Source organism: Dactylosporangium vinaceum, assembly GCF_019904175.1.
Lineage (GTDB): Bacteria > Actinomycetota > Actinomycetes > Mycobacteriales > Micromonosporaceae > Dactylosporangium > Dactylosporangium vinaceum.
On the sequence record NZ_CP061913.1, the window covers coordinates 11,567,769 to 11,592,767 of the forward strand.

Annotated in this window: 19 protein-coding genes, 2 tRNA genes and 1 pseudogene; 13 read left to right on the top strand and 9 right to left on the bottom strand. The window is 69.9% G+C overall.

Annotated features, from left to right (window positions below; all coding sequences use genetic code 11):
- Positions 1-356: 356 nt before the first annotated feature.
- A complete protein-coding gene (locus Dvina_RS52120) occupies positions 357-1,100 on the bottom strand; it encodes a GntR family transcriptional regulator (protein WP_223099718.1) in 744 nt (247 codons plus the stop codon).
- Between the two features lie 66 nt (positions 1,101-1,166).
- On the opposite strand from Dvina_RS52120, the gene Dvina_RS52125 reads away from it, so the two are divergent.
- Entirely contained in the window at positions 1,167-2,291 is a 1,125-nt protein-coding gene (locus Dvina_RS52125) for a DUF1152 domain-containing protein (protein WP_223099720.1), read from the top strand.
- A gap of 395 nt (positions 2,292-2,686) precedes the next feature.
- Here Dvina_RS52125 and Dvina_RS52130 read toward each other — a convergent pair.
- Both Dvina_RS52130 and Dvina_RS52135 read right to left on the bottom strand, forming a co-directional pair.
- Positions 2,687-2,759, bottom strand: a tRNA-Arg gene (locus Dvina_RS52130).
- A 44-nt stretch (positions 2,760-2,803) separates the two neighbouring features.
- Positions 2,804-2,894 (bottom strand) — tRNA-Ser (locus Dvina_RS52135).
- Positions 2,895-3,388: 494 nt separating this feature from the next.
- Here Dvina_RS52135 and Dvina_RS55485 point away from each other — a divergent pair.
- Together Dvina_RS55485 and Dvina_RS52145 are read left to right on the top strand one after the other, a co-directional pair.
- Complete coding sequence (locus Dvina_RS55485; protein ID WP_223099722.1) at positions 3,389-4,564, top strand: hypothetical protein; 1,176 nt, start codon at positions 3,389-3,391, stop codon at positions 4,562-4,564.
- Between the two features lie 259 nt (positions 4,565-4,823).
- On the top strand, positions 4,824-6,227 hold the full coding sequence (locus Dvina_RS52145) for a mannosyltransferase family protein (RefSeq protein WP_223099724.1): 1,404 nt from the start codon (positions 4,824-4,826) through the stop codon (positions 6,225-6,227).
- A gap of 85 nt (positions 6,228-6,312) precedes the next feature.
- On the opposite strand, the gene Dvina_RS52150 is transcribed toward Dvina_RS52145, so the two are convergent.
- The 3 genes from Dvina_RS52150 to Dvina_RS52160 all read right to left on the bottom strand — a co-directional run bounded on the left by Dvina_RS52150 (position 6,313) and on the right by Dvina_RS52160 (position 11,149).
- On the bottom strand, positions 6,313-9,198 hold the full coding sequence (locus tag Dvina_RS52150) for a S8 family peptidase (protein ID WP_223099726.1): 2,886 nt from the start codon (positions 9,196-9,198) through the stop codon (positions 6,313-6,315).
- A 19-nt stretch (positions 9,199-9,217) separates the two neighbouring features.
- Positions 9,218-9,973, bottom strand: coding sequence for a CPBP family intramembrane glutamic endopeptidase (locus Dvina_RS52155; RefSeq protein WP_223099728.1), 756 nt, complete (start codon positions 9,971-9,973; stop codon positions 9,218-9,220).
- Between the two features lie 63 nt (positions 9,974-10,036).
- Complete coding sequence (locus tag Dvina_RS52160; RefSeq protein WP_223099730.1) at positions 10,037-11,149, bottom strand: globin domain-containing protein; 1,113 nt, start codon at positions 11,147-11,149, stop codon at positions 10,037-10,039.
- A gap of 246 nt (positions 11,150-11,395) precedes the next feature.
- Here Dvina_RS52160 and Dvina_RS52165 point away from each other — a divergent pair, with 246 nt between their 5' ends.
- Together Dvina_RS52165 and Dvina_RS52170 are read left to right on the top strand one after the other, a co-directional pair.
- On the top strand, positions 11,396-11,869 hold the full coding sequence (locus tag Dvina_RS52165; protein WP_223099732.1) for a pyridoxamine 5'-phosphate oxidase family protein: 474 nt from the start codon (positions 11,396-11,398) through the stop codon (positions 11,867-11,869).
- Between the two features lie 255 nt (positions 11,870-12,124).
- The gene (locus Dvina_RS52170; protein WP_223099734.1) at positions 12,125-12,727 is read left to right on the top strand and encodes a peptide deformylase; all 603 of its coding nucleotides are present in this window, start codon (positions 12,125-12,127) and stop codon (positions 12,725-12,727) included.
- A gap of 35 nt (positions 12,728-12,762) precedes the next feature.
- On the opposite strand, the gene Dvina_RS52175 is transcribed toward Dvina_RS52170, so the two are convergent.
- Both Dvina_RS52175 and Dvina_RS52180 read right to left on the bottom strand, forming a co-directional pair.
- Entirely contained in the window at positions 12,763-13,542 is a 780-nt protein-coding gene (locus tag Dvina_RS52175) for an HAD family hydrolase (protein WP_223099736.1), read from the bottom strand.
- A 272-nt stretch (positions 13,543-13,814) separates the two neighbouring features.
- A pseudogene (locus Dvina_RS52180) lies at positions 13,815-14,768 on the bottom strand (helix-turn-helix domain-containing protein); the annotation flags it as partial.
- Between the two features lie 359 nt (positions 14,769-15,127).
- On the opposite strand from Dvina_RS52180, the gene Dvina_RS52185 reads away from it, so the two are divergent.
- From Dvina_RS52185 to Dvina_RS55490, 5 genes are all read left to right on the top strand, one after another.
- On the top strand, positions 15,128-15,910 hold the full coding sequence (locus tag Dvina_RS52185; protein ID WP_223099740.1) for a hypothetical protein: 783 nt from the start codon (positions 15,128-15,130) through the stop codon (positions 15,908-15,910).
- A gap of 43 nt (positions 15,911-15,953) precedes the next feature.
- Positions 15,954-16,817: an MEDS domain-containing protein gene (locus Dvina_RS52190; protein ID WP_223099742.1), complete on the top strand. Its 864-nt coding sequence runs from the start codon at positions 15,954-15,956 to the stop codon at positions 16,815-16,817.
- Between the two features lie 65 nt (positions 16,818-16,882).
- A complete protein-coding gene (locus tag Dvina_RS52195; protein WP_246655881.1) occupies positions 16,883-17,752 on the top strand; it encodes a sensor histidine kinase in 870 nt (289 codons plus the stop codon).
- Positions 17,753-17,992: 240 nt separating this feature from the next.
- Positions 17,993-18,529: an NUDIX domain-containing protein gene (locus tag Dvina_RS52200; protein ID WP_223099746.1), complete on the top strand. Its 537-nt coding sequence runs from the start codon at positions 17,993-17,995 to the stop codon at positions 18,527-18,529.
- Between the two features lie 327 nt (positions 18,530-18,856).
- Complete coding sequence (locus Dvina_RS55490; protein WP_261961907.1) at positions 18,857-18,988, top strand: hypothetical protein; 132 nt, start codon at positions 18,857-18,859, stop codon at positions 18,986-18,988.
- A gap of 102 nt (positions 18,989-19,090) precedes the next feature.
- Here Dvina_RS55490 and Dvina_RS52205 read toward each other — a convergent pair whose 3' ends face one another.
- Complete coding sequence (locus tag Dvina_RS52205; protein ID WP_223099748.1) at positions 19,091-21,316, bottom strand: carboxypeptidase-like regulatory domain-containing protein; 2,226 nt, start codon at positions 21,314-21,316, stop codon at positions 19,091-19,093.
- A gap of 227 nt (positions 21,317-21,543) precedes the next feature.
- On the opposite strand from Dvina_RS52205, the gene Dvina_RS52210 reads away from it, so the two are divergent.
- From Dvina_RS52210 to purM, 3 genes are all read left to right on the top strand, one after another.
- Positions 21,544-21,897: a sterol carrier family protein gene (locus Dvina_RS52210; RefSeq protein ID WP_223099750.1), complete on the top strand. Its 354-nt coding sequence runs from the start codon at positions 21,544-21,546 to the stop codon at positions 21,895-21,897.
- Between the two features lie 222 nt (positions 21,898-22,119).
- Positions 22,120-23,679 carry an amidophosphoribosyltransferase gene (purF, locus tag Dvina_RS52215; RefSeq protein WP_223099752.1) on the top strand — a complete coding sequence of 520 codons (1,560 nt, stop codon included), beginning with the start codon at positions 22,120-22,122 and terminating at the stop codon, positions 23,677-23,679.
- A gap of 51 nt (positions 23,680-23,730) precedes the next feature.
- Entirely contained in the window at positions 23,731-24,885 is a 1,155-nt protein-coding gene (gene purM / locus Dvina_RS52220; RefSeq protein WP_223099754.1) for a phosphoribosylformylglycinamidine cyclo-ligase, read from the top strand.
- The last annotated feature ends 114 nt before the right edge of the window (positions 24,886-24,999 follow it).

Here is a 24,999-nt window from a genome sequence, read left to right on the forward strand (position 1 = left end):
CGGATCGTTGCCGAACTTCGTCGACACCTCCGCGCCCCCTCCTCCTTGATCGGTGGGATGGGTACTGGACGCCGTGCACCCCGCCGCTCTGCCACCTACCACCACGGCGTGCGTGATCCCCCTGATCACCACCCGCGGTGTGTAGCCACTTCGATGCCCTTCTTGAACGGAGCGCGCACCTCACAAGCGAGCGAGCTGCTCACTTGTGCGGCACGCGCTCCGCCGTCGCCCGCCACCACGGCGTCTCAGCGGTCACGTAGTAGCGGGGGGTCACGAAGTGGCATATGCCAGTTCAAGGCAGTCTGGCATATGCCACTTGTGATCGCAATGACGGACGCGATCCCACTCGGACCGTCTTACGCGATTGGGTACGTAGCATCGAAGGCCCATCGGCCGGGCGGATACACGGCTTCGGTGAACTCGAGCGGGCGGTCGTCGGCGTCGTAGACCAAGTGGTGGACCACCAGCACAGCCGCCGGCTCGTCGAGCCGCAATCGGGTGCGCTCCTCGGCAGTGGCCAATCGCGCACTCATCTCGTCGCGGGCGTAGCGTGCCTGCCGGCCGGTCGACTGCTCGACATAGACCAGCGTGCCGGGCCGGATTCGCTGGCGCTCCAGCAGCAGCGGTGCGAGTTGGCCGACCGCCGCCGGGTACCAGGCCGTTGAGATCTCGACCGGATGATCATCGGCATAGATGATCCGTTGGCGACGAGCAGCCTCACCGCCGGCCGCAATCCCCAACGCGGCGGCGACGTTGGCCGGAACGGGAGCGATTTCGGCAGCGATGATCTCGGCGCGTTCGTTCGGCGGGTAGATGAAGCCGGTTTCTTGAGCCCGCGAGTAGCGCTCCCGGGCCAGCCGGTTCGGTTGGCCCTGCTGGCGCACGAACGTTCCCGAGCCCTTCCGCGACTCAACGAAGCCCTGGTTCCGCAACGCCTCCAGCGCGCGGGCCGCCGTTGGCCGGGCAACCTCCCAGTCCACGGCGATCTGACGTTCCGATGGCACCTCGGCGCCGGGCGGGAGGTCACCACGAAGAATCTGATCACGGATGTAGTTCGCGATCTGGAGATACTTCGGCAGGACACGCTGCAACTCGGGCATATGAACTCTCTGTAACTGGCCTATTCCATTAGCCACCAGCGACCAAGATACCCATACGCTGACACGATGGGAACGCTCATGATCGCCGCAGGCGGCGGTGGCGATGCTATTGCAGCAGCCGTGCTGGGCGCCGCCACCGCGATTGACCCTGTAGGCATCGCCACGATGGCATGGGACCGCCTGCTCGTCGATCCGCTTCCCGGCCCTCGATGCGCCGCAGACTTCCGGGAACTGACCCGACGCCCCGGATACGACGTCGTAACAGTGAGCACTCACCCCATAGCGCCAGCTGGATCGGCCCTGCCCCGCCTCTCCGGAGAACTCGACGTACCGATCGTGCTGCTCGATCCGACTCCCGGCGCCGTAGGCATGCGTGAACAGCTTTCGAGTGCCGCCCGCGACCTCGGAGCCGAGGCCGTAACTCTGGTCGACGTGGGCGGCGACCTCATCGGTAGACCCGGCGACGCCGGTCTTCGTAGTCCCCTGGCAGACGCGTTGACAGCAGCAGCCTGCACGGACCTTCCCGCTAGAGCTTGGATAGCCGGTCCCGGTCTCGACGGTGAATTACCTGAACGAGTCGTTCTCGAACGGATCGGCGATCGCCCGCCGCGGGTGTTGCTCACCGCCGAGCACTGGAAGGACTTCTTGTCCATCCTCTCGTGGCATCCGTCCGAGGCCACCGCTCTACTGGCGGCGGCATCCCTCGGCGTTCGCGGCGCTGTAGAGATCCGCGGCGCCGGCCTGCTGGTGCCCCTCACGGACCTCAGCGCCGCCGTGTTCGAGTTGCCACTTGGCGAGGTGGCAGAGATCAATCCACTTATCCGTCCCCTCAGTGGATCAACCAGCCTGGCGCAAGCGGAGCAACGTGCACGGGATGTGCTCGGCTCGACCGAACTGGACGAGGAGCGATCAAAGGCCGCTCGACTCCAGCGACAGCGACCGGCCATTCCTGACGTACCGGCAGCGTTGCGCGCGTTCGAAGCCGAGGCACGCGACCGTGGTGCGGACTACGTCACGTTCCGCCGCCTCGGCGAGATGCTCGGCCAGCCCGACATGACCGCGTTACGAACGCTGCGCGCAGAGCCGGGCAGGGCGGGAGCGGCCACAAGCGTGTTGTGGGACCTTCGCCCGCGTCACGGTACCGGCCTCCAGCATCCAGACGAAGATCCACGAGCGAAGGAAGCCGGGTGATCGGCACCGCCGCTCGGAGTCGGCGCCATCGCTACGCGAGCGGCTTCCACCCGGCCTGGCGGTGGTGGGCAGACGAGCACCACCGGCCAGTAGGTGATCGGCGGACAACCCTCCGTCCCACCAGATCGACCCGTTCGGCGGATCGTTGACGATCTTCAGGTCGTGGGAATCCGAAGCCGGTCAGATGGCGACCGGCCCCCGGCAGCGGCCGTCAGACGGGCGCCGCCACAGTCAAGATCGAAAACCAGGCAGCACGGATCAACGCCCACCAGCACACACCGGCCCAGACGCTTCCGAAACAGCCGATCACATTTGGAACACAACAGGTCCATAGTGGACGGATGCCAAGAGGCGGTTGATCTACGTTTCCGCAGGTCAACCGCCTCTTGATGTTGCGCGCCCGAAGGGACTCGAACCCCTAACCTTCTGATCCGTAGTCAGATGCTCTATCCGTTGAGCTACGGGCGCTTGGTGCTCGCCTAGTGTACACACCCGCCACACCAGGTTTTGCGCGGAGGCTCCGGGATTCGAACCCGGGATGGGCTTTAAGACCCAAACCGCATTAGCAGTGCGGCGCCATAGACCGAACTAGGCGAAGCCTCCAGCAATCCCCGTCACCGGGGACCGCCGTCCGAGGATACAGGCAGGCTATGTACCCGGGCAAAGCGGGTACACCCATTGGCGGGTCGAGTGGTGGCCGGGCGCGACTGGCACAGAACGGGTGCTCAGGGCGGTTGGCCATTACGCTCGTGCAGATGGGAGAGGACGTGACTCCGCCGCCGCGTCGGAAAGAGCCTACGAGCCAGGAGCCGGATTCGGTACCGCCCAAAGGCCGGGCCCTCGGCGATACGGCTCTGCGGTTCGAGCCGCCGCCGCAGGATGCCCTGGAAGAGGAGGCGGCCAAGGCACCACCGCGTCCGCGCACGCCCGCTCCGATCACACCGTTCGCCCCGGCCCAGCCCACGGCGGCCGAGACCCCACTCCCGAAGGCCACACCCCCGGCGCAGCAGCAGGCCGCCCCACCAGCCCAGAAGAAGGCCGCTCCACCGGCGCAGAAGACCACCGCCCCACCCGCCCAGAAGGCCGCCGCGCCCCCGGTGCAGAAGAAGGTCGCGCCCCCGGTGCAGAAAGCCGCACCCGCCGCCGAACCGCTCCAGAAGGCCGCACCAGCCAAAAAGCTCGCCAAAAAGGCCGCCCCGCCGCCCGAGCCGAAGCCGGAGCCGCAGCCCGAGCCAGCGCCGCCCGCGGTGGCCATCGAGCCGCCCGCGCCCGAGCCGCCCGCCGTGATCGAGCCGCCCACCGCGCCCGAGCCGGCCCCCGCAGCGATCGAGCCGCAGCCTGCGAAAAAGACCGCAGCCAGGAAGGCCCCAGCCCAGAAAGCCCCAGCCCAGAAGGCACCGGCCAAGAAGGCCGTGGCGAGCAAGACAGCAGCCAAGAAGGCCGAGCCGGCCTCGGCAACACCACCCGAGCCGGTCAAGAAGGCGGCAAAGGCGGCCAAGAAGGCCGCCCCCGCCAAGAAAACCGCAGTGACAAAGGCCACTCCCCCGGCCGCCACCACACCCGAACCCGAGCCGATCATCGAGCCACCACGCCCGGTGATCGCCGCAGAACCCCCGGTAGCAAGCCCGGAACCCGCCGCTTCCGTTTCATTTGCTGAACAAAGTGACGAAACGAACGGCATCAACCCCGCCTACCTGCCGGAAACGCTTGCCGTCGCCGCCGTCGACCACCTCAGCGCCGCCGCCAAGCGCCGCGTCGGCTGGTACCGCCTCACCTACCCCGACGTCGACGGCGAGGCGATCTCCAGGGCGATCACCCGCGAGTTCGTCCGCCGCGCCCGCCGCCAGGGGTTCGCCGCCGGCCTCGCCGGGCCCACCGGGCTGGTGGTGGAGGCGGCCGGCGTCGCCTGGCTGCAGGCCAAGCTCGTGCTGCACCTCGCCGCCGCGTTCGGCCACGACCCAGGCGACCGCCGCCGCGCGGCCGAACTGCTGGTCCTGCAGCGCGTCCACGCCACGGTGGAGACGGCCGAGGCGGCGGTGCGGGCGGCCGAGCGGGCGGGCGGGCGGCGGGCCGATCCGCGGGTCGGGGTCGAGCGGGTCACGACGCCGCTGGCCCGGATGGTCGGGGCCGGGCTGCTGCGGGCGGCCGCGACCCGGCTGGCCCGGCGGGTGGTGCCCGGCGCGGGGCTCATCGTGGGCTCCGTCACGGCGGCCCGCAGTACGGAACGTTTGGCCGCGCGAGCCGTGCGTTACTACCGAGGAATGCAATCCTGACGGTCCGATTACGGCCCAGACCGACCCTGAACGCAGAGTGGCGCACCCGGGGTAGAACTACTTGTACGGGGAGTGAGGAGTGCCATCGTTGTGGGCTCGAATAGCGTTGTGGACAGCAACCCGAAACGAACTGGCAACGTCTTGGTCACTGTGGAAGCCGAACCGGGCCAAGACGGGGGACGCCAACGTGAACTGCGCTTATGTATAGTCCCACCCTGTGTCGCTCCCCTCTGGCGCTATCGAATCTGACGCCGCCGACGTGAACGATATCGACATCTACGGATTGCATACCGGGCGAGATCCGGTGAACGGCGAGGCCGGCCCCAAGGCCGTCGCCGCTCCCGCCGTGCCGGTGGACAGCCCCAAGGCGGCTGTCGGCGCACCCGTGCTCGACGACAGCCCGACCGACGAGCGTCCGGCGCCGCCGGTGCCGTCCGCGGCCAAGGACGTCGAGCCCGACGGGGACAACGACGACGAGCCGGCCGAGACACCCAAGTGGCGCGCGTGGATGCGCCCGTGGATGGAGCCGTGGGTGCGCTCGCTGCGGGCGGCGCTCGGGGTGTGGTTCGGCGCGATCGCGGCGTACCTCTTCGTGACGTTCTTCGCCTGGCGCTTCGTGCCCAAGCACATTCCGCCGGTGCACGACCTGATGGGCACCTGGTACAAGTACGACACCGTCTTCTACGTCCGCATCGCCGAAGACGGCTACCTGTGGAGCAAGTTCGCCCCGGCGTTCTATCCGCTCTATCCGGCGCTCATCAAGGCGCTGAACCCGATCTTCCCCGGTGGCGGCCTGCCCGCCGGCCTGTTCATCAGCATCATGTTCGGGCTTGTCGCGCTCGTGATGCTGCACCGCCTGGTCGACCACGAGTTCGGTGAGAAGGTGGCCAGCCGCACGACGTTCTACATCGTCGCGTTCCCGGCCGGCTTCTTCCTGTTCGCGGCCTACAACGAGTCGCTCTACCTGGCGCTGGTGCTCATCTCGCTCTACGCCGCGCGCAAGGGCAACTTCTGGGTCGCCAACGTCGCCGCCGCGTTCGCCGGCTCGACGCGGCTCTTCGGGCTGCTGCTGGCCGCGCCGCTGATCTACGAGTACATGCGGCAGCGGGGCTGGAGCCTCCGTAAGATCCGTTGGGACGCGCTGAGCTTCGGGCTCATCCCGAGCGGCGTCGTCGCCTTCGCGATCTTCCTGGAGCGCACGACCGGCGACTGGCTGGCCTTCAGCCACGCTCAGGACGGCTGGAAGCGCAAGTACGACTGGCCCGGCGTGCCGATGTGGAAGACGCTGAAGCTGCTCAACGACAAGCCGTTCCTGCAGGACTGGCGGCTGCTGCAGCTGGTCAACCTGGCCGTGGTGGCCGGCGCGATCATCCTGCTGCTGCTCGCGCTGCGCCGCCGCAGCCGGCTGAGCTTCCGCCCGGACCAGTACTACCTGCTGGTCTACGCGGCGGTGCCGATCCTGCTGTTCATCTCGACCGAGACCGGCTGGCCCAACTACCTGATGTCGGCCACCCGCATCGGCCTGGAGTGGTTCCCGGCCTTCATCATCCTGGGCATGATGGGCCGCAGCCGGGCGTTCGAGCGGTTCTACCTGCTGCTGGCGATCATGGCCCAGGGCATGTTCCTGGCCCCGATGCTGCTCAACATCCAGTTCACCGCGTAACGCGGGCAACTGCGCACGTCAGCGGGACCGCACGTCGAAGGGCCGTTCGTGGCCGGCCAGAGGCCACCCGCGAACGGCCCTCTCGCTACGGGATCGTCGGCCGCTGCGGCCCGATCGCCACGGTGGTCCACGCCCTCGCGGCAGTACCGTCGCCGAATTCGACAAGGCCCAGGTAGCGCTTCGTCGGATCAAGTCCCTGCCATGCCACATCGAAGTGCAGGGCGTCGTTCGGCGCCACCGGCCGCTGCTTCGGCGAGACTGTCAGGTTGCCGGTCAGCGGGGCGCCGACCACGAACAGGTGCGCCTTCACCACCTGGTCGGTGAGCGTCGGGGGCAGTCCGAACTGCACGACGTACACCTGGAAAGTCCCGGAACCGCCGTTGAGCGGCACCTCCTCGTCGGACGTCGTGCCGTCGCTGCGGCCGACGAGCTCGCCGTCCTGGTAGACGTAGAGGTCCAGGTCGGTGCCCGGCGCGACATCGGCGTCGTACGTGGCCAGCCGGGCCAGCTTCACCGCCGGCGGCAGCGTGAACTCGAAGCTGAAGATCGCCGGTGACAGCCCGGGCGCCGACGGCACGAACGCGGCCGTCGCACCGATCAGCTTCTGGCTGTGCTCGCTCGAGGCCGCGAGACCGTACGGGTGGGCCGTGACGATCCCGCTGTACCCCGAGACCAGGTCGATCCCCGCGTGGCCGGCCGCCCCGGTGCCGGTGATCTCGCCCGGGCCGGTCAGCGCCACCGGGCGAACCGCGATCGGAGAGCGCACAGCGTGGCCTCGCAGGTCGGTCCAGGTCAGGGCGCCGAAGGTGTACTGCCGGTATGTCGCATCGGTCCGCTTCACCGACACCTTGAACGTGGCCGAGCCACCGGCGGGGACGGTGATCGTCGGTGGGCTGACCTCGACGGTGGTGCCGGGCGGTGGCGTGACCGTGGCAACGTACACACTCGGCAGGTCGGTGACGTTGGTGACGGTCCGCGTCACGGTCTGGTCACCGGGCAGCGAGCCGATCCCGATCGACGGGTAGTTCAGATCGCTCGGATCGATCGCGCCGACCACCGGGCACCAGTCGCTGGCCAGCTGCATCTGGTCGATCCCACAGGCGTACCGCGCCCAGTCCGCCGCCCCCGAGTCGTAGACCAGGCCCGGGTCGAACGCGCGGGCCGGGCGGACCTGGCCGGAGCCGTCGTCGAACGGGTTGGCCGGGTGGGCGCCGCGCTGGATGGCCCCGCCCGTGTTGTCCACGTTGCCGGCGGTCGTCATCATCGCCGACTTCAGCGCGGCCGGCGACCACTGCGGGTGCCGGGCCAGCAGCAGCGCGGCGATCCCGGCGATGTGCGGGCTGGACATCGAGGTGCCGCTCTCGCCGTCCCACATGTTGCCGTGGTGCCCGGCCGGGGAGACGCCGGCGACGATGTCGACACCGGGCGCGGTCAGGTCGGGCTTGATGAGGTCCCCGTCGCCGGCGTCGGCCGGGCCGGACGAGGAGAACGCGGCCACGGCGGGGGCGCGGGCCACGGTGGTCGTGGTCGCGGAGAGCGCCGCGTGCGGGTTCGCGCCGCGGACGTACTCCTTGATCGCCGCCCCGGTCACCTCGTCCACGTGGACCGTGGGGATGACGTGGTAGTCGGCGTTCAGGGAGTTTTCGCTCGGGTTGTAGAGCACCATCCCGACCCCGCCGGCGTCGCGCACGGCGATGCTCTTGTCGGTGCGCGGGTTCACGCCCCGCTTGCAGAGCACGATCCGGCCCTTGACCTTCACCGGGTCCAGCGCGCCCGGGTAGCACAGCTCGACCCGGTCGGCCGCGGCCCCGGCCAGGCCGGCGTTCACCGAGTCGACGAGCGGCGCGTCCGGCACCGCGTCGCCCTGGCCGATCCCCTGGTAGGTCCGGCCGTTGCCGAGCGTCACGCTCTTGATCGCGCCGCGGTCGTGCGAGCTCGCGGCGACGGTGGTCACCCAGGGCGCGTTGTGCGCGACGGTGGACGCGTCCGGGCCCTCGTTGCCGGCCGACGCGGCGATGAACACGCCCGCCGCGGCCGCGTTGTAGAAGGCCAGGCTGACCGGGTCGACGACCAGCCGGGTGGAGCCGGAGACCGAGTAGTTGATGACGTCGGCGCCGTCGGCGACCGCGTCGTCGATCGCGGCGAGCAGGTCGACGGTGCCGCCCGAGCCCTCCCCGTCCTCCTGCCGCCACAGCGCCTTGTACACCGCGATCCGGGCGCCCGGGGCCATGCCGGAGACGCTGCCGACGGGCTTGCCGTTGATCGTCGCCGCCACGTCGTAGTCGCCGGCCGCCGTGGTCGCAGTGTGGGTGCCGTGGCCGTCGTAGTCCCGCGGCGAGCGGAACTCCCCGCTCCAGCCGCCGAAGCCGCTGCTGTCGTAGAAGCGCGCGCCGATCACCTTGTTGTTGCAGGTCACCTGCTGCTGCGGCGTCCCCGTGCCGGCCACGCAGGTGCCCTTCCACTTGGCGTCGATGACGGCCTGGTCGGGGCGCGGCTCGGGCAGCCCGGCCAGGCTGGGGTTCTCCGGCCAGAATCCGGTGTCGATGTCGGCGATGATCATGCCCTCGCCGGCCCGGGTGGGGTCGCCGAACTGCTTCGCCCACACGCCGTCGGCCCCGGCCAGCCCCAGGAACGCCGGCGTGCTGATGGTGTCGGCGGTGTGCCGCTCGTTCTTCCAGATCCGGGCCACGCCGGGCGTGCGCTCGACCTTCTCGCGCTGCGCGGCGGTGAGCGCGGCCGCGAACCCGTTGAACACGGTGTCGTAGTCCCGCACGGTCCGGCCGATGCCGGCCCGGCGCAGGACCGACTCCCGGTTGGCGCGCACGGCGGCCCGGGCGCTCTCGGTCCGCCGTGCCGGATCGCCCGAGAGCTGCACGATATAGAGCGTCGTGTCGGATTTTGCCAGAGCCTGCGTCGGTACTGCGAAGACGCCGGACAGCACCAGAGCGATGACGAGAACGATTCGACCCACAGGCTCAGGCTAATTGTCCTTATTTGCTCGAGTTCAGGAATCCGAGATGATCCTTGAGCAGCGCGTATCCGACGAACGACACGATGTCGAGGATCGAGTGCGCGATGATCAACGGCATCACGCGCTGCGTCCGGCGGAAGAAGTACCCGAACACCAGACCCATCACGAAGTTGCCGACGAACCCGCCGAAGCCCTGGTAGAGGTGGTACGACCCGCGGATCACCGCGCTCGTGACGACCGCCGACCACCAGCCCCACTGCATGTCGCGCAGGCGGGTCAGGAGGTACGCGATCATCACGACCTCCTCGAGCACCCCGTTCTCGACCGCCGAGAGGACAAGCACCGGCACCGACCACCAGTGGTCGCCGAGCGCCTCGGGCACGATCTGGGCGCTTACCCCGAGCCGGCGGGCCACCCACACGAGCCCGAGCCCGGGCAGCCCGATGAGCGCGGCCAGCCCCACGCCGCTGAGCAGGTCGAACCCGGGACGCCGCCCGTCGAGCCCCACCGCGAGGTCCTCGTGCGCACGCCGCAGCAGGTGTACCGCGAGCAGCGCCGGCACCACCCCGAGGCCGATGTTCGCCAGCTGATACAGCAGGTCGAGCCACGGCCGGTCGGCGACGACCGTCGGGTTGAGGGTCGCGGTCTGCTCGGACAGCGGCTTGACGTAGGTCAGCCGGTTGATGATGTTCAGGATCGCGTAGATCGCCGAGCTGCCGAGCGAGACGCCGAGCACGAGCAGGATCTCGGCCCTGATCCCACGCTTCTCGATCACGCGGGCAACTGTACTTACCCCGAGGGCGGGCGGGCGGCCACCGCACCTGGGCCGCCCACCCGCTCAGACATCACCGAAGGCGTCGTACTTGATGCGAATCGCCGGGACCTGCATCTCGGCGAGGGTTCGGAGGGTCGACTTCACCATTGTCGGCGAGCCGGAGACGAAGAAGTCGTGGTCGCGCCAGGGCCCGTAGCGGGCCACGATGTCGGAGACGTTGCCGTGCTCGCCGGGGAAGTCGGGGTCGTCGCTGGTGGCCGCCACGACCGAGAGCCACGGGTATCGGGCGGCCAGCCGGTTGAGGCAGGCCAGGTCGTAGAGGTCGTCGCGGTCCTTGGCGCCGAAGAAGACGTGCACCCACCGGGTCCGGTTGGCCCGGGTCATCTCCTCGATGAGCGCCTTGATCGGCGCCAGCCCGGTGCCGCCGGCGACGCAGACGATGTCCCGGGTCGAGCGGCGGTCGAGCGTCATCTGGCCCATCGGTGCGCCCAGGCGGATCATGTCGCCCGGCCGCACCCGCCGGACCAGCGCCGACGACACCCAGCCGGCCCCCACCGCGCGGACGTGGAAGTCGAGCGAGCCGTCCTTGCGCGGCGCGTTGGCCGCCGAGTACACGCGCCACAGCCGCGGCTGGTACTTGGTTTCGACGCTGAGGTACTGCCCCGCGCGGTACTCCAGCGGCTGCATCGGCTTGACGGTCATGACAGCGATGTCCCGGCTGCGCCGCTCGTGGTAGAGCACCTCCGCGTGCCAGTACGGCGGGTTGCTCAGGTCGGCCTCGGCGCCGGCGATCATTTTGTCGGCGATCACGGCGTAGGCGTCGCTCCACGCCTGGTCGAACTCGATCGACCACTGGTCACCGGCGAAGGTGCGCAGCGCCTCCATCAGCGCCGAGCCGACGACCTCGTAGTGCTCGGGCTGGACGTGGAACTTGCGGTGGTCCCGGCCGAGCGACTGAAGGTACTCCTCGAAGTGCTCCGGATCGTCGACCGTCTGCACGGCCGTCACGATGGCGCCCAGGAGCCGGGAGCGCTGGACGTCCATCTGCACCGGAAACAGGTCCCGCAGCTGCGGGTTGTTGAGGAACATGCGCGCGTAGAAGTAGCTGGCGAGCTTGTCCTGGTGCTCCTCGACGAGGGTCCAACTCTCCTTCAGTAATCGCGACAGATTGCTCATCGGTGCCCTTCGCGGTCAAACGTAGGTGCGGTCCGCGAATCAGCGTCACTACCTGCGAAGACCACGCGACGCACTGCCTGTGCGACCTGGCGTGTGCGGGCGCGAAATCCCCCGCGACGCGCCGGTGCGAAGCACTGGACATGCCCCGTCACATCCTCCGAACGGCGGCGTCGCACCGGCTGTCCGGCTGGTCCTGGGCCGCACGGCGCACGGTGGGCCACAGGCGTTCAGAACCCGGAGGTGCCCGTGCCGACAGTCCCTATTGCCAAACCGCACGCGGCGGATCGATCAGTCCTCGCCGCTCTCGACGAACGGATGCAAAGCTTCATCCGCCGCCAGGAGATGATGTTCGTCGCCACCGGTGACCCCGACGACGGCCATGACTGCACCTTCGTCACAGGCGGTGCGGGCTTCGTCCGGATACTGAGCGTGAATCGTCTCGCGTGGCCCGAGTTCGACGACGCGAGCCTTTCCACCGCGGTCGCCGACATTGCGCACGACCCGCGAATGAGCCTGTTGTTCGTCGACTTCGCCCGCGGCGCGATAGGTCTGCACGTCAACGGCCTGGCGAAGGTACTCGACGACGACGCCATGCGCCGGGCCTACCGCAAGCTGAACCTCGACCCCTCCTTCGACCTGGTAGCCGAGCGCCGGCCGGCCCGCTGGATCACCGTTTACGTAGCGGAGGCATACCTGTCGGCGGCCGGCGAACTGGACTGACGACCACGAAACTAAACGTTACCTAATCCCATAAGAATCGCACGATTCATTCACGTTCAACGAGACCTAAAGGGGTTCACACCCGGCTCACCGCCGCTCACACTGAGTGGATGGCGCTGAGCCGGGCCGACGCATTTCCGCAAGTGCACCCGTACGATTCTTGCCGCCGCGGTCCCGCCAGACCGCGGCTTTTGCACAACTGGCTCGCGTCCATTCACGTGGCGATTGCAGCAACCCGCCCATGAAGGAGCAGCGATGACCAGCGACGTGGCAGCCGACCGCACGACCGCGCCCGCCCCCGTGCCCCTCCGCCCGACCGGCACCCCCCGGCCCAGCGAGGTCATGGCGGCGCTCGGCATTGTGCAGTTGGGCGACCCGATGCTCACGACCGGGACCCGCCCGTTCGACCTGCCACGTGAGCGGGACGAGGCCCTGCGCATCCTGGACCGGCTCACTGCCACGGCCGACGCCGTCGAGCGGGTCCACGACTTCGTCGGCGGTCAGATGGGCCTGGCCGCCCCGCAGATCGGCGAGTCCCGGTCGATCGCCATCTTCCGCTCGGCCGGCGTCCCGCAGCTGGCGCTGATCAACCCGCAGGTGATCGAGGTCGGTCCGGCGTCGCACTCGGACTGGGCCGAGGACACGGAGGGCTGCCTCAGCTTCTTCGACTTCCGCTGCACGTTCCGCCGCCCCCGGACCGCGGTGATCAGCTACCTCACTCCCGCCGGCGACGAGGCCGTGGCCCGCTTCACCCACGGCCGCCTGGCCCGCGACGTCCTGCACGAGGTCGACCACCTGTACGGCGTCCTCTGCGTCGACCACATCGAGTCCGGCGCACCCGGCCTCTCGGTGGCCTGACCGCGCGGATCGATCCCGGCACCGCGATCGGCGGGTCAGACGTGCGCGTGCACCACGCCGAACTCGGCCGCGCGGCCGTCCGGGCGATGCGGCCGGATGCGCTCGCCGTGCCCGGCGTTGGCCCCGAGCGCGGCGTGGTCGGCGAAGGCGTCGACGCGGTGCAGGGCGGCGCGGTCGTGCAGCACGGCGCGCAGTTCGGAGACGCCGACGTAGAACAGCGACGGGGCCCAGGTGTGGGCGAGGTCGCTGCGCATCATGGGGGCGATGTTGAGCACCGCGCACCCGGCGACGTGGGCGCTCGCCACGCCGACCGCCGAGTCCTCCACGGCGACGCAGCCGGCCGGCCCGAGACCGAGGGCGTCCATCGCGGCGAGGTACGGCGCGGGGTCGGGCTTGGGCCGGTGGCCGTCGTCGCCGCAGACGACCGCGTCGAAGGTGCCGGGCCCGGCCTCCGCGAGCACGTATTCGACGAGCTCGCGGTAGGTCGACGTGACGAGCGCCACCTTGAGGCCGGCGGCGCGCACCGAGGCCAGCAGCGAGCGGGCGCCCGGAAGCCAGTGCACGCCGCGGGCGTAGGACTCGCGCACCCGCCGCTGCACCCAGTCGACGTCGGCCTGGACGTCGTAACCCACCCAGCCGTACTGCTGATGGATGCGCCGCATCGCCACCGTCGCATCGAGCCCGCTCAGGCTCCGCAGCAGCTCATCGGTGACCTCGGCGCGGCGGGAGCGCACCAGGGCGGTGTTCGCGGCGGCCCATACGGGCTCGCTGTCGATGAGCGTGCCGTCGAGGTCGAATAAGACCGCTTCCGCCACGCGGGCAATCGTAGCGACGCCTCTTGACGGTTCTCACGCGGCGTGCACGTTTTTCACGCGCTCGGTGTACAGAACGTAGTCAATTCCTCAGCATTATGTTTCAAACGCACAGAGGGTAGGTGTTCGCTTACCGGAATACAGCGTGCGCTTCAGAGCCGCTTTGGCCGTGCCGAAGGGCCGCCGCCAGCCCTCCGGTCCGGTTACGCGGAGAGCTGGCGAGCGGTGGGCGGTGCAAACGGCGGATCGGGCCAGTCGTCGGCGTCCTCGACCGCCCCCTCCGGCCGGCTGCCGCGGAAGCGCCACTCCAGCCGGTAGTAGTCGTGCAGCGTGGCCGCCTCCGTGTGCCAGGAGAAGACCGCGCGGCCGTCCTCGGACAGCTCCTGGGTGATCGGCGTGCGCAGCGGGACCTCCTCGGCCGACAGGGAGGTCTGGACGCCCCACACGACCGGGCGCATCCGGGCCGGGAACTCGACCTCCACCGTGAGGTGGCGGGTCGGCAGGCGGATGGCGCGCTCGAAGAAGTTGCCCCACTTGTCGATGCCGATGTGCCACGAGTAGGCGATCGTCGTGCGCTGGCCCGGGTACAGCGGAAACCGCCCTTGCGCATTCTCGAAGAGCAGCCAGAGCTCCTTGAGCGTGTCGCGGTCGGTCTTGGTCCGCCACTCCATCGGCTCACCGGCGCAGGAGGCGACCAGAGACAGCTCGTCGAGCGACATCGGGTGGTCGTGGTGGTGGCGATTGGACCGCGCCGGGTCGTCGGGGTAGCGGTCGACGGAGATGCGCACGAGGTACCGCGTGATCGGCTCCGTGCCGGCGTTGTACAGCGCACGGCGGACCGTGCAGCGGTACTTCCCGTCGACATAGGACAGCCGCGCGGTCTCGCGTTCGACGACGAGGCCCGTGCCCGGTGGCAGCCACTGGTCCGGCACCGGCGGATCGCGCCCCGGCACCCCGACCCGGCTGCGCGCGGTCGCCCGCAGCTCGTCGTACTCCTTGTAGCGCTGCCAGACGGAGCCGCCGCTCTGGAGGATCGCCTCGGCGCGGCGCGCGAAGTCCTCGGTGGGGCGGTGCCGACCGGCTTCCACGTGGCTGACGTAGGAGGCGTCGAAGCCCATGGCCGCGGCGAGCTGCTTTTTGGACATGCCGCGCTCAACGCGCCACCGCGCGAACTCTGCGACGAACGCCTCCGCCGCCCGTTGCACGGGAGAAGGGTCGCTCGTGGTCATGTCCGGTCCAGCCCTACAGGGAGACGGCCCCTGTCCGGTAAGTGTCCCCGAGTCCTCCGGTCGACCAGGTCAGGGGGACAGATTCCTGACAAAATGGTTGACACCACCGCCGGATCGGTGTTGATCAACCCGTTTCGGTCACTGACCGCTCCCAAGGCTGTAACGCAATGTCACAATTAGGCTGCGGCCGAAGTCCGACACGGCCACCCTGGTTAGCCTTACCTATCTCGCGTATCGTGGGCGCTTGGCAGGCACTTCTGGGGGTACGTCATGGTGGTGAGCACCAAGAGCAGGCGCGGACCGCACGCCGCAGCGCGGTGTTCGGCCACCCTGCCCACTGCCGGAAACGGCGACCCAACGTGACCGCCCTCATCAGCCGCGAGGGTGTCGAACCCCTCCGCCCGGTCGTCGCGACGCTCACCGCGCTGCAGAATCGGCACGGCAAAGATTCACTCCAGGGGCTGGCGCCCGGTCTGGTGGCCGACGACGGCCCGCAGTGGCGCCTCGCCGCGGATCTGGACGTAGCCGATCTTCTGGACACCGCGGCGGGCCGCTGGAGCGCCCAGCCGCACGCCGCCGCGGCACTCGCCTGGAAGTGCTACTCATACTGGTGCTCCCTGCCGGCCGTGCTCGGCTTCGCCGCCTCCCGCCGGGTCCCGCTGATGACCCCGGACCACGTCCTGGTCCGCTACCAGGAGCCGCGCCCCTTCCTGACGCTGGCCCTGCGCGCCCCGGTGACCGCCGTCCTGGCCACCGACCCGATCGTGGCGACCGACGCCCCGGGCCTGCTGATCGTGGAGGACGAGCGCGAGCTGCTGGGCGTCCTGCGCCGCTCGCTCGTCGTCGCCCACCTCGACCCGCTGCTCGACGAGTTCCGCCGGCACGCCCGCATCGGCCGCCGGACGCTGTGGGGCTCGGTCGCCTCCGGCATCGCCTACGGCCTGTCCCGAGCCGCCGACTCCCTTCCGGGCCCGACCCTGGACATCGCCAACCGCCTGCTGGCCGCTCTGGACGCCGAGGACCTGGTCGACCTGACCCCGCGCGCGGGCGGCGGCGTCGACATCCAGCGCCGGACCTGCTGCCTGGCCTTCACGCTGCCGACGCCGAAGGTGTGCACGACCTGCTGTATCCGCGCCCACTGAGGTCGTGTTTCACGGTCAGCGCGCCGTGGGTACACCATCTAGGTTGAATCACATCAGTGAACCGATCTCCACCACGCACGCCGGCCGGGTCCGGCCCGGCGATCACCTCTGCCTGCCGTTCGCCAGCGACGCCCAGCAACAGGAAGTCGTCTCGGCGTTCATCGCGGACGGGCTGCGCCGGGGTGAGCGCGTGCTGTACTTCGCGGATCGCACGCCGCCGGACGTCATCGACGCCTGGCTGGACCCGCGGGGTGTCGACGGGGCGCTCGCCATCGCCCGCGGCCAGCTCGAGGTGCGGGTCGTCGGCGACGACCGGCCCGAGCAGTTCGGCATCCGCGACGCCGTGCGCGACGCGCGAGCGGCCGGGTTCCAAGGGCTGCGGCTCACCGGCGAGATGAGCTGGGCGCTGCGGGAAAAGCGCGGCTCCACGGCGCGGGTGCACGAGTACGAGAGCGGCGTCGCCTCCACCGTGACCGACGTCAAGGATCTGGCCGCCGTGTGCCAGTACGACGAGCGGCTCTTCGAGCGCACCGAGCTGACCGGGCTCGTGTCCGTGCACCACGGCGTGCTCTGCATCGACCCGCTGCACGACGACCGGCAGCTGCGGATCGTGCCCACGTACTCCCCGCGCGGCCTGCGGATCGCCGGCGTCGTCGACGACGGGACCGCACTGCCGCTGGCCGCCGCCCTGGCCGAGGCGGAGGGCTGGAGCAGCGGCGAGCCGTTGCTCGTGCTCGACCTGGCCGAGCTGAGCTTCATCGACGTGGCCGGCATCCGGACGCTCGTGCGGTTCGCCGAATCGGTCGCGCCCGAGCGGCGGGTGCGGATCAAGGACATGCCGGCCTCCATGCGCAAGGTCCTGCACCTCACGCGCTGGTCGCTCGAGGACGTGGACGAGTCGCCGTGAAACTCATCCATCAGGCGCTGGTCTTCGACTCGGCCGCCCAGTTCCTGGATGCGGCGGTCCCGTTCGTGACCGAGGGGGTGCGTCGGCGAGACTCCGTCGTCGCGGTCACCACCGGCGAGAACGAGGCGCTGCTGCGGGAGCAGATCGGGGCGGACGCCGAGCAGATCACGTTCCTGACCCTCTCTGATTGGTACGACTCGCCCGGCCGGACGCTCAACGCCCACCACCGGCGCATCGACGCGCTGTCCGGCACCACGGGCATCCTGCGCGTGCTCGGCGAGCCGGTCTGGAACGGGCTCGACCCACTGGAGACGTCGGAGTGGGGGCGGTACGAGTCCGTCATGAACGTCGCGCTGGCCGGAGCCCGGGCGTGGATCATGTGCGGGTATGACAGCCGCAGCCTGCCCGCCGCGATCGTCGACGACGCCCGGCGGACCCATCCGGCGCTGGCGGTCGGGGCACGCAGTGAAGTCAGCAACGCCTACGCCGATCCGGCCTCCTATTACGCGGAGCGCAACGGGCCGCTCCTGGACCGTCCGGCGCTGGGCGTCGAACGGCTCCACGATTTCATCGAGATGGCCGCGGTGCGCAAATTCATCGCCGACCACGCCGTGCGTCTCGGCCTGCCGCCGGACCGGCTCGACGACTTCACGCTCGCGGTGAACGAGATTGCGACGAATGCGATCCGGCACGGTGCCGGCCGCGGCGAGGTGTGGCTCTGGGCCACCGATCACCGCGTCATCTGCGAGATCAGCGACGCCGGTGGCGGGCCGAAGAGCGACGACCTGTCGAATGGCTTTTTCGGCTTCCTGCGCACCGATCCGCAGGCCGGCCGCGGCCACGGGCTGTGGATCGCCCGGCAGATCTGCGACCTTCTGGAAATGCGCAGCGGAGAAAGCGGTACGACCGTGCGACTCCATATGCGCCGCGAATAGGCGGGCGACGGCACCCCGCGCGGACGCCGCCGCCCACCTCATCCTTCTCGTGGCCACCCCCAGCGCACGAGATGCAATCCGCTATCTGCACCACCCCTTTCAACCGCCATTTCGTCGTCGCATCACCTTGGCACCGGTGCGGATTCGGACACCATCAGCGAAGTTGTTCACTTCCGGCGGGCGTACGGCGTACCCCATTGGATGGACGAGCGCCCGGCTTGAGTAGTTGAATTCGATGCGATGAGCGATTCAACGGGCCCCTACGCGGCCGACTTCGAGCTGGACGGCCCACCCGAGGCCGAGTTCAATCCGGGCATCGCGCAGCGAATGGCGCACAAGACAGTGGCCGCGGGCGCCCTGATCAGGGATCCGGCCGGACGATTGCTCTTCGTGGTGCCCAACTACAAGCCGTTCCTGGACATCCCGGGCGGGATCGTCGAGCCCGGCGAGTCGCCGTCGGCCGCCTGCGCGCGTGAGGTCGCCGAGGAGATCGGGCTCGAGCTGACCCCGGGCCGGCTACTGGTGGTCGACTGGACGCCGGGGCGCGGACCGTGGAGTGATCAGGTGCAGTTCGTGTTCGACGGTGGTGTGCTCGATCCGGCCGCGGTGATTCGTCCGGCTGCAAACGAATTGACCGGCTTCCGCTGGGCCACGCTGGAGGAGGCCCGGCCCGATCTGCGGCCGTCCGTCCACCGCCGGTTCGCACTCGCATCGAGGGCTATCAGCGCAGGTCAGACCTTCCACGCCGAGTTCGGGCACTTACTCAATCCGGCTTGATCGCATACTCACCTACTAATAGGGGAATCCGGACGGTCGCCGTACCCAGACTGTTCGTGGTCTAACGATTCTGTCGTCGTCCCCGCACACTCTGTGTTGTGAACAGTCAAGAGAGCCGCATCGGCCACGTTGCCAGGCACCGGGCTGCCGGCCCGGCAACCCGGATGCTGCGCAAGGTGCGCTGGCTCCGGGTGACGCACCGGCGGGAGTCGGCACCGATGAGCTTCGAGCTCGACGCCGCCTGCCGCGCCGCCACACCCGACATCAGATAACTGCCACGGGGAACCCTTGCACATGATGCGACGACACACGAAGGTTCTGCGCCGGATGGACGAGGACGAGTACATCCCGCGGCACGCCGCGGACCTCCGCAACACCCGCAACGATCTCGACCTGCGCGACCGCTCCGAGCTGGAGCCGTCAGCGCGCGAGGCCGGGGACTCCGCCGAGGATGCCTGAGCCCTCGGAGTCGAAGCGCCCGCACAGGGCAGAAACCCCGGAGGGGCGGCACCTGGCCGCCCCTCCGAAACGCATTGTGCAGAACCGTCCGATCGGACCGACCTAGTCGTCGAGCCAGTCCAGCGAGCGCCGGTTGCCGTTGCCGCCGGCGCCGCGACCCGGGGCGCGGGCGTCGTCGTAGTCGCCGCCGCCGTTGTTGCTCGGGCCGTAGCCGCCACGCTGGTCGTAGTCGCCACCGGCAGCGCCACCGCCGGCGGGGGCACTCCCACCCGGGCCGTAGCCGTTGCCGGCCCGCGGGGGCTCCGGGACGCGCTCGTAGCCGTCGCGCTCGTAGCCCGACGCCGGCTCGTAGCCGGCGCCGCCGCCGCTCGGGCCGTATCCGCCGCGACCCGCATAGGGCCCGTCGTAGTCGCCGCCGCCGGCCGGGGGACCGTAGCCACCGCGGTCGTCGTACCCGCCGCCACCGGCCTGGGGACCATAGCCGCCGCGATCGTCGTAGCCACCCCCACCGGCCTGGGGACCGTCGTAGCCGTTGCCGGCCTGGGGACCGTAGCCACCGCGGTCGCCGTAGCCACCGCCGGCCTGCGGGCCGTCGTAGCCGCCGCCACCGGCCTGCGGGCCGTAGCCGCCCCGCTCGTCGTAGCCACCGCCGGCCTTGGGGCCGTCGTAACCGCCACCGGCCTGGGGGCCGTCGTAGCCGCCGCGGTCGCCGCCGGCGAAGCCGCCGAGGGTCGTGGGCGGGCCGCCGCGGTCGTCATAGCCGCCGCGGTCGCGCGGGCCGCCGCCGTAGTTGTTGCCGCCCGTCGACGGACCGTCATAGCCGTTCGCGCCGCCGTAGCCGCCCTGGCCGCCGGCGCCACCCGGGCCGGCGCCGGGGCCGTAGCCACCGGTCGGCGGGTTGTTGTTGTAGCCGTTCGCGCCGCCACCGTAGTTGTTGCCACCGGTACCGGGCTCGTAACGCTGCGTCGAGTCGGCGTAGCCGTTCGCGCCGCCGTCACCGTTGTTGTAGTCCGGGGCGTACGGGTCGACAGCGGGGCCGGGGGCCGGGCGGCCGTAGCCGTTGCCACCGCCGCCGTTGTACCCGCCGCTGGCGAAGCCGGCACGGTCGTCGTAGCCGCCCGCCGACGGGTAGCCGCCGGGGGCCGGCAGCGGCGCGCCGTAGGGGTCCGGCGGGACGTCGTCGAAGCCGCCGCGGGTGGGCCTGACGATCGCTGTGGCGTCGTTGCTGCCGCCGCGGCTGATCATCGTGGGGGCGCCCATGGCGCCGACCATCGTCGGGTCGGTGCCCGGGCCGACGTACGCCGGGCGCGGACCCGGGCCGCGGCGCGGGGCCGGCTCGTCCACGTTCTCGTCGTCGTCGTCGTCGCCGCGGCGGCGCAGGAGCATCACGATCGCCACGATGCCGAAGCCGACGAGCAGGACGCCGAGCGCGATCAGGATCCAGGAGACCCCGCCGCCGCTGTCGTTGGAGGCGTTGTTCGTCTTCGTGTTCCCCGGGTCGACCCCGCCCGCCGACTGACCCTGCACGATCGCCGGGTCGCCCGCCGTGGGCGGGGGCACCGGCGTGGCGCTGTCGGCCAGCAGTGTCAGGCCCAGCTTCACGCTCGCGGGCTTGCCGGCCGCGGCCGTGATGGTCTTGTCGAAGTTGTCGTAGCCGTTGGCTCCGGCCGTCAGCTTCAGCGTCCCCGGCGCGATCGGGTTGGCGTCGGTGGGGGTGAAGCGGAAGAAACCCTTGTCGTCCTGCGTCGAGGTCTGCCGGGTCTTGCCGGCGTTGTCCTCGAGCACGACCGTCGCGCCCTTGATCCCCTTGCCGGTGGTCGAGTCGGTGACGTTGCCGGTGACCTCGGTGACCGTCTGCGGCGCGGCCTGCGTCGTCGTCGGCGGCGCGACGACGGCCTGCGCCTTGAGGACCGCCTGGAAGTTCTTGGTGTCGGAGCCGCCGTCGGTGAGGATCACCTGCCCGCCACCGGACTTCTGCTGACCGGCCGGGATCGAACTCTGCGCCGGCGGCGCGATGCCGATCGGGAGGTTCTTCGTCTGCCCGGCGCCGAGGCCGGCGTCGATGTCGCACTCGACGTGGGTCCCGCTGCCGGTGCAGCCGTTCGGCTTGCTGGCGACAGTCAGGCCGAGATCGCCCGGAATGTCGATGGTGAGCGAGATCTTCAACGCGGGCAGGTCACCCTGGTTCTTGACCTGAACATTGACGGTCTGCGCACTGCCGCCTACCGTCAGTGTCACATCTCCCGCGCCGGCGATCACGACCTCGGGCCCGGCCGCGTGTGCTGGTGCCGCCAGGCCGATCAGAGCGCCCGCAGCTAGAACAGCCACCGTCCCCGCTCTGAACAGCAGGGCTCGTCGGTGCGCAGTCACGTCCACACCCCTCCGGATCTTGACCTTCACCCGAGCTTCGCCGCCGAGCATGTCTGTCTATGGTCCAGCATGCGAGCGAGACTCGCCTTGCATGGTGCGCCGCAGCAAACTATGCCCTGTCCGAAGGGGTCGGCGAAACCCGGAGAGTGTTGCGAGCCGCCGGGGGCCGGTCGTATCGTCCGCTTATGTCCTCTGCGCACCGATATTCCGGCACGGTGCAAAGCGTCCTTGATGCCCTGAATGACGGTACCGCTCCGGACCGGATCGCCGTCCGCGACGCCGTCCGAGAACTCCTCGCCCACCTGCGGACACGCGCACCCGGACGTTCGGTGGAGGTCCGGATTCCGCCATACGGCGCGATTCAGTGCATCGAGGGGCCGAGACATACGAGAGGTACGCCACCAAACGTCGTCGAGACCGACCCGGTCACGTGGATCGAGATCGCCACGGGTCGGAAATCGTGGCACGAAGCCGTCACGGCCGGGAAGATTCGAGCCAGTGGCATTCGGGCGGATTTATCCGACTATCTACCGTTGTAACCAGGGCGAACCACCGGCCGGAGTTCTCACCAACGGGCTTCGATATGTCGCTCTGCGTCATGCCCGCAACCTCGCGTACACTGGCTCCGCGACGGCGACCCAGCGTGTGGCGCCGACCAGCCCGCCGAGCGGTCACCATCCGTCCGGCGCGCGTCAACCTCAGAGCCACCCCCCTCACACACTTCAGCCACCCCAAGGCAACTGCGACGACAGGAGCGGCAAGTGCCCCGAGGCGATGGCCGGTTGAGCCACGAGCTCGACCCCCAGCGTCCAGGTCCCCAGGACAAGTGCGGTGTGTTCGGCGTCTGGGCGCCGGGCGAAGAGGTCGCCAAGATGACCTACTACGGGCTGTATGCACTACAGCACCGTGGTCAGGAGGCGGCCGGCATCGCGGTGTCCGACGGATCCGGTGTGGTGGTCTACAAGGATCTCGGCCTGGTGTCCCAGGTCTTCGACGAGCCGACGCTGGCCAGCCTGCGCGGCCACATCGCGATCGGCCACGCGCGCTACTCGACCACCGGCGGATCGACCTGGGAAAACGCCCAGCCGACGCTGCGCTCGACGCGGGCCGGCGGCGACCGGGCCGGCACCACGATCGCGCTGGCGCACAACGGCAACCTGGTCAACACCGCCGAGCTGGCCCGCCGGGTCGCCGAGCTGCCCGACGTCGAGCCGGACGCGATCAACTCCACCAACGACACCGCCCTGGTGACGGCGCTGCTGGCGGCTCGCCCCGACCTCTCCGTCGAGGCCGCCGCACTCGAGGTGCTGCCGACCCTGCGCGGCGCGTTCAGCTTCGTCTTCATGGACGAGGACACCCTGTATGCGGCGCGTGACGTCAACGGCGTCCGCCCGCTGGTGCTCGGGCGCCTCGAGCGCGGCTGGGTCGTGGCCAGCGAGACCGCGGCCCTGGACATCTGCGGTGCCAGCGTGGTCCGCGAGGTCGAGCCGGGCGAGCTCATCGCGATCGACGAGCACGGGCTGCGCTCCAGCCGGTTCGGCACCCCGGACCCGAAGGGCTGCCTGTTCGAGTACGTCTACCTGGCCCGCCCCGACACCAACATCGCGGGGCGCAACCTGCACGCGGCCCGGGTCGAGCTCGGCCGCACGCTGGCCCGCGAGCACCACGTCGAGGCCGACCTGGTGATCCCGGTCCCCGAGTCCGGCACGCCCGCCGCGATCGGCTACGCCCAGGAGTCGGGCATCCCGTTCGGCCACGGGCTGGTCAAGAACGCCTACGTCGGGCGCACCTTCATCCAGCCGTCGCAGACGATCCGCCAGCTGGGCATCCGGCTCAAGCTCAACCCCCTGCGCGACAACGTGCGGGGCAAGCGCCTGGTCGTCGTCGACGACTCGATCGTGCGCGGCAACACCCAGCGCGCGATCGTGCGCATGCTGCGGGAGTCCGGGGCCATCGAGGTGCACGTGCGGATCTCCTCGCCGCCCGTGAAGTGGCCCTGCTTCTACGGCATCGACTTCGCCACCCGGGCCGAGCTGCTGGCCAATGGGCTCGACCTCGAAGGCATCCGCCGCTCGATCGGCGCGGACTCGCTCGGCTACGTGTCGCTGCCGGGCCTGATCGCCGCCACCGAGCAGCCGGCCACCCGGCTCTGCAGTGCCTGCTTCGACGGGCACTACCCGATCGAGCTCCCGGCCGACAACGTGATCGGCAAGCACGTGCTGGAAGGTGTCGCGCGCGCCGCGGGGGCCGCGCCGACCACGACTGACGGTGTCCAGATCACCGCCAGTGTCGGTGGAGCTGACGCACTGTTGCGTCCGTGACCGCCACCCGTCAGAGCAAAGCCGCCGCAGAGGCAATTCAAAGGGGAGAAAGTGACGCACGTGGATGAGCGCGCCGACAAGACCGGACAGTCCGGTCAGGGCAGCACCCCCGAGCGGCAGCTGTGGTCGGCCGGCAATGGCCGGAGCCGCCGCAAGACCGTGACCTACGCGGATGCGGGTGTTTCGATCCACGCCGGCGAGAAGGCCGTCGAGCTGCTCCGCACCAAGGTGCACCGGACGCACCGGCCCGAGGTGATGGGTGACATCGGCGGGTTCGCCGGGCTGTTCCGGCTCGACCTGAAGAAGTACAAGAGCCCGATTCTGGCGTCTTCGACTGACGGCGTCGGCACCAAGCTGGCGATCGCCCAGGCGATGGGGATCCACGACACCGTCGGCATCGACCTCGTCGCGATGGTGGTCGACGACCTGGTCGCGTGCGGGGCCGAGCCGCTGTTCCTGCTCGACTACATCGCCTGTGGCGAGGTCGTGCCGGACCGGGTGGCCGAGATCGGCGCCGGCATCGCCGACGGCTGCCGCTACGCCGGGTGCGCCCTGCTGGGCGGCGAGACGGCCGAGCACCCGGGCGTGATGCGGCCGGACGAGTACGACATCTCGGGCACCGGCGTCGGCGTCGTGGAAGAGGACGCCATCCTGGGCCGGGACCGGGTCGAGGTCGGCGACGCGGTGATCGCGCTGCGCTCGACGGGCCTGCACTCCAACGGCTACTCGCTCGTCCGCCACGTGCTCCTGGGCGCCGGGCGGATGCGGCTGGACAGCGTCATCGACGAGTTCGGCTCGCAGCGCACGCTCGGCGAGGAGCTGCTCACCCCGACCCGGATCTACGCGAAGGACTGCCTCGACCTGATCAAGGAGAGCGACATCCACGCGTACGCCCACGTCACCGGCGGCGGCATCCCCGGTAACCTCGTCCGGGTCCTCCCCGAGCACGTCGACGCCGTTGTGGACCGCTCCACCTGGCGCCCCCAGCCCATCTTCGAGCTGGTCCGCACGAAGGGCCGCATCGAGGACATGGAGATGGAGAGCACCTTCAACATGGGCATCGGCATGATGACGGTGGTCTCGGCCGAGGACGCCGACCGCACGCTGGCCTTCCTGGCCGGGCGCGGCCTCGACGCCTGGCAGGTCGGCGAGGTCATCGAGGGCACCGGCACCGTGCAGATGGTCGGCTCGCACACCCGCGGCTGAAGCTAGCGAAGGGGCGGCCCGGCCGCCCCTTTACCAATACGTGCAACCGGGGCTTACCGCGGCGCAGTGATGGACCTAGGCTGGAGCGACACGTCCCTACGCCTAAAAGGAGGA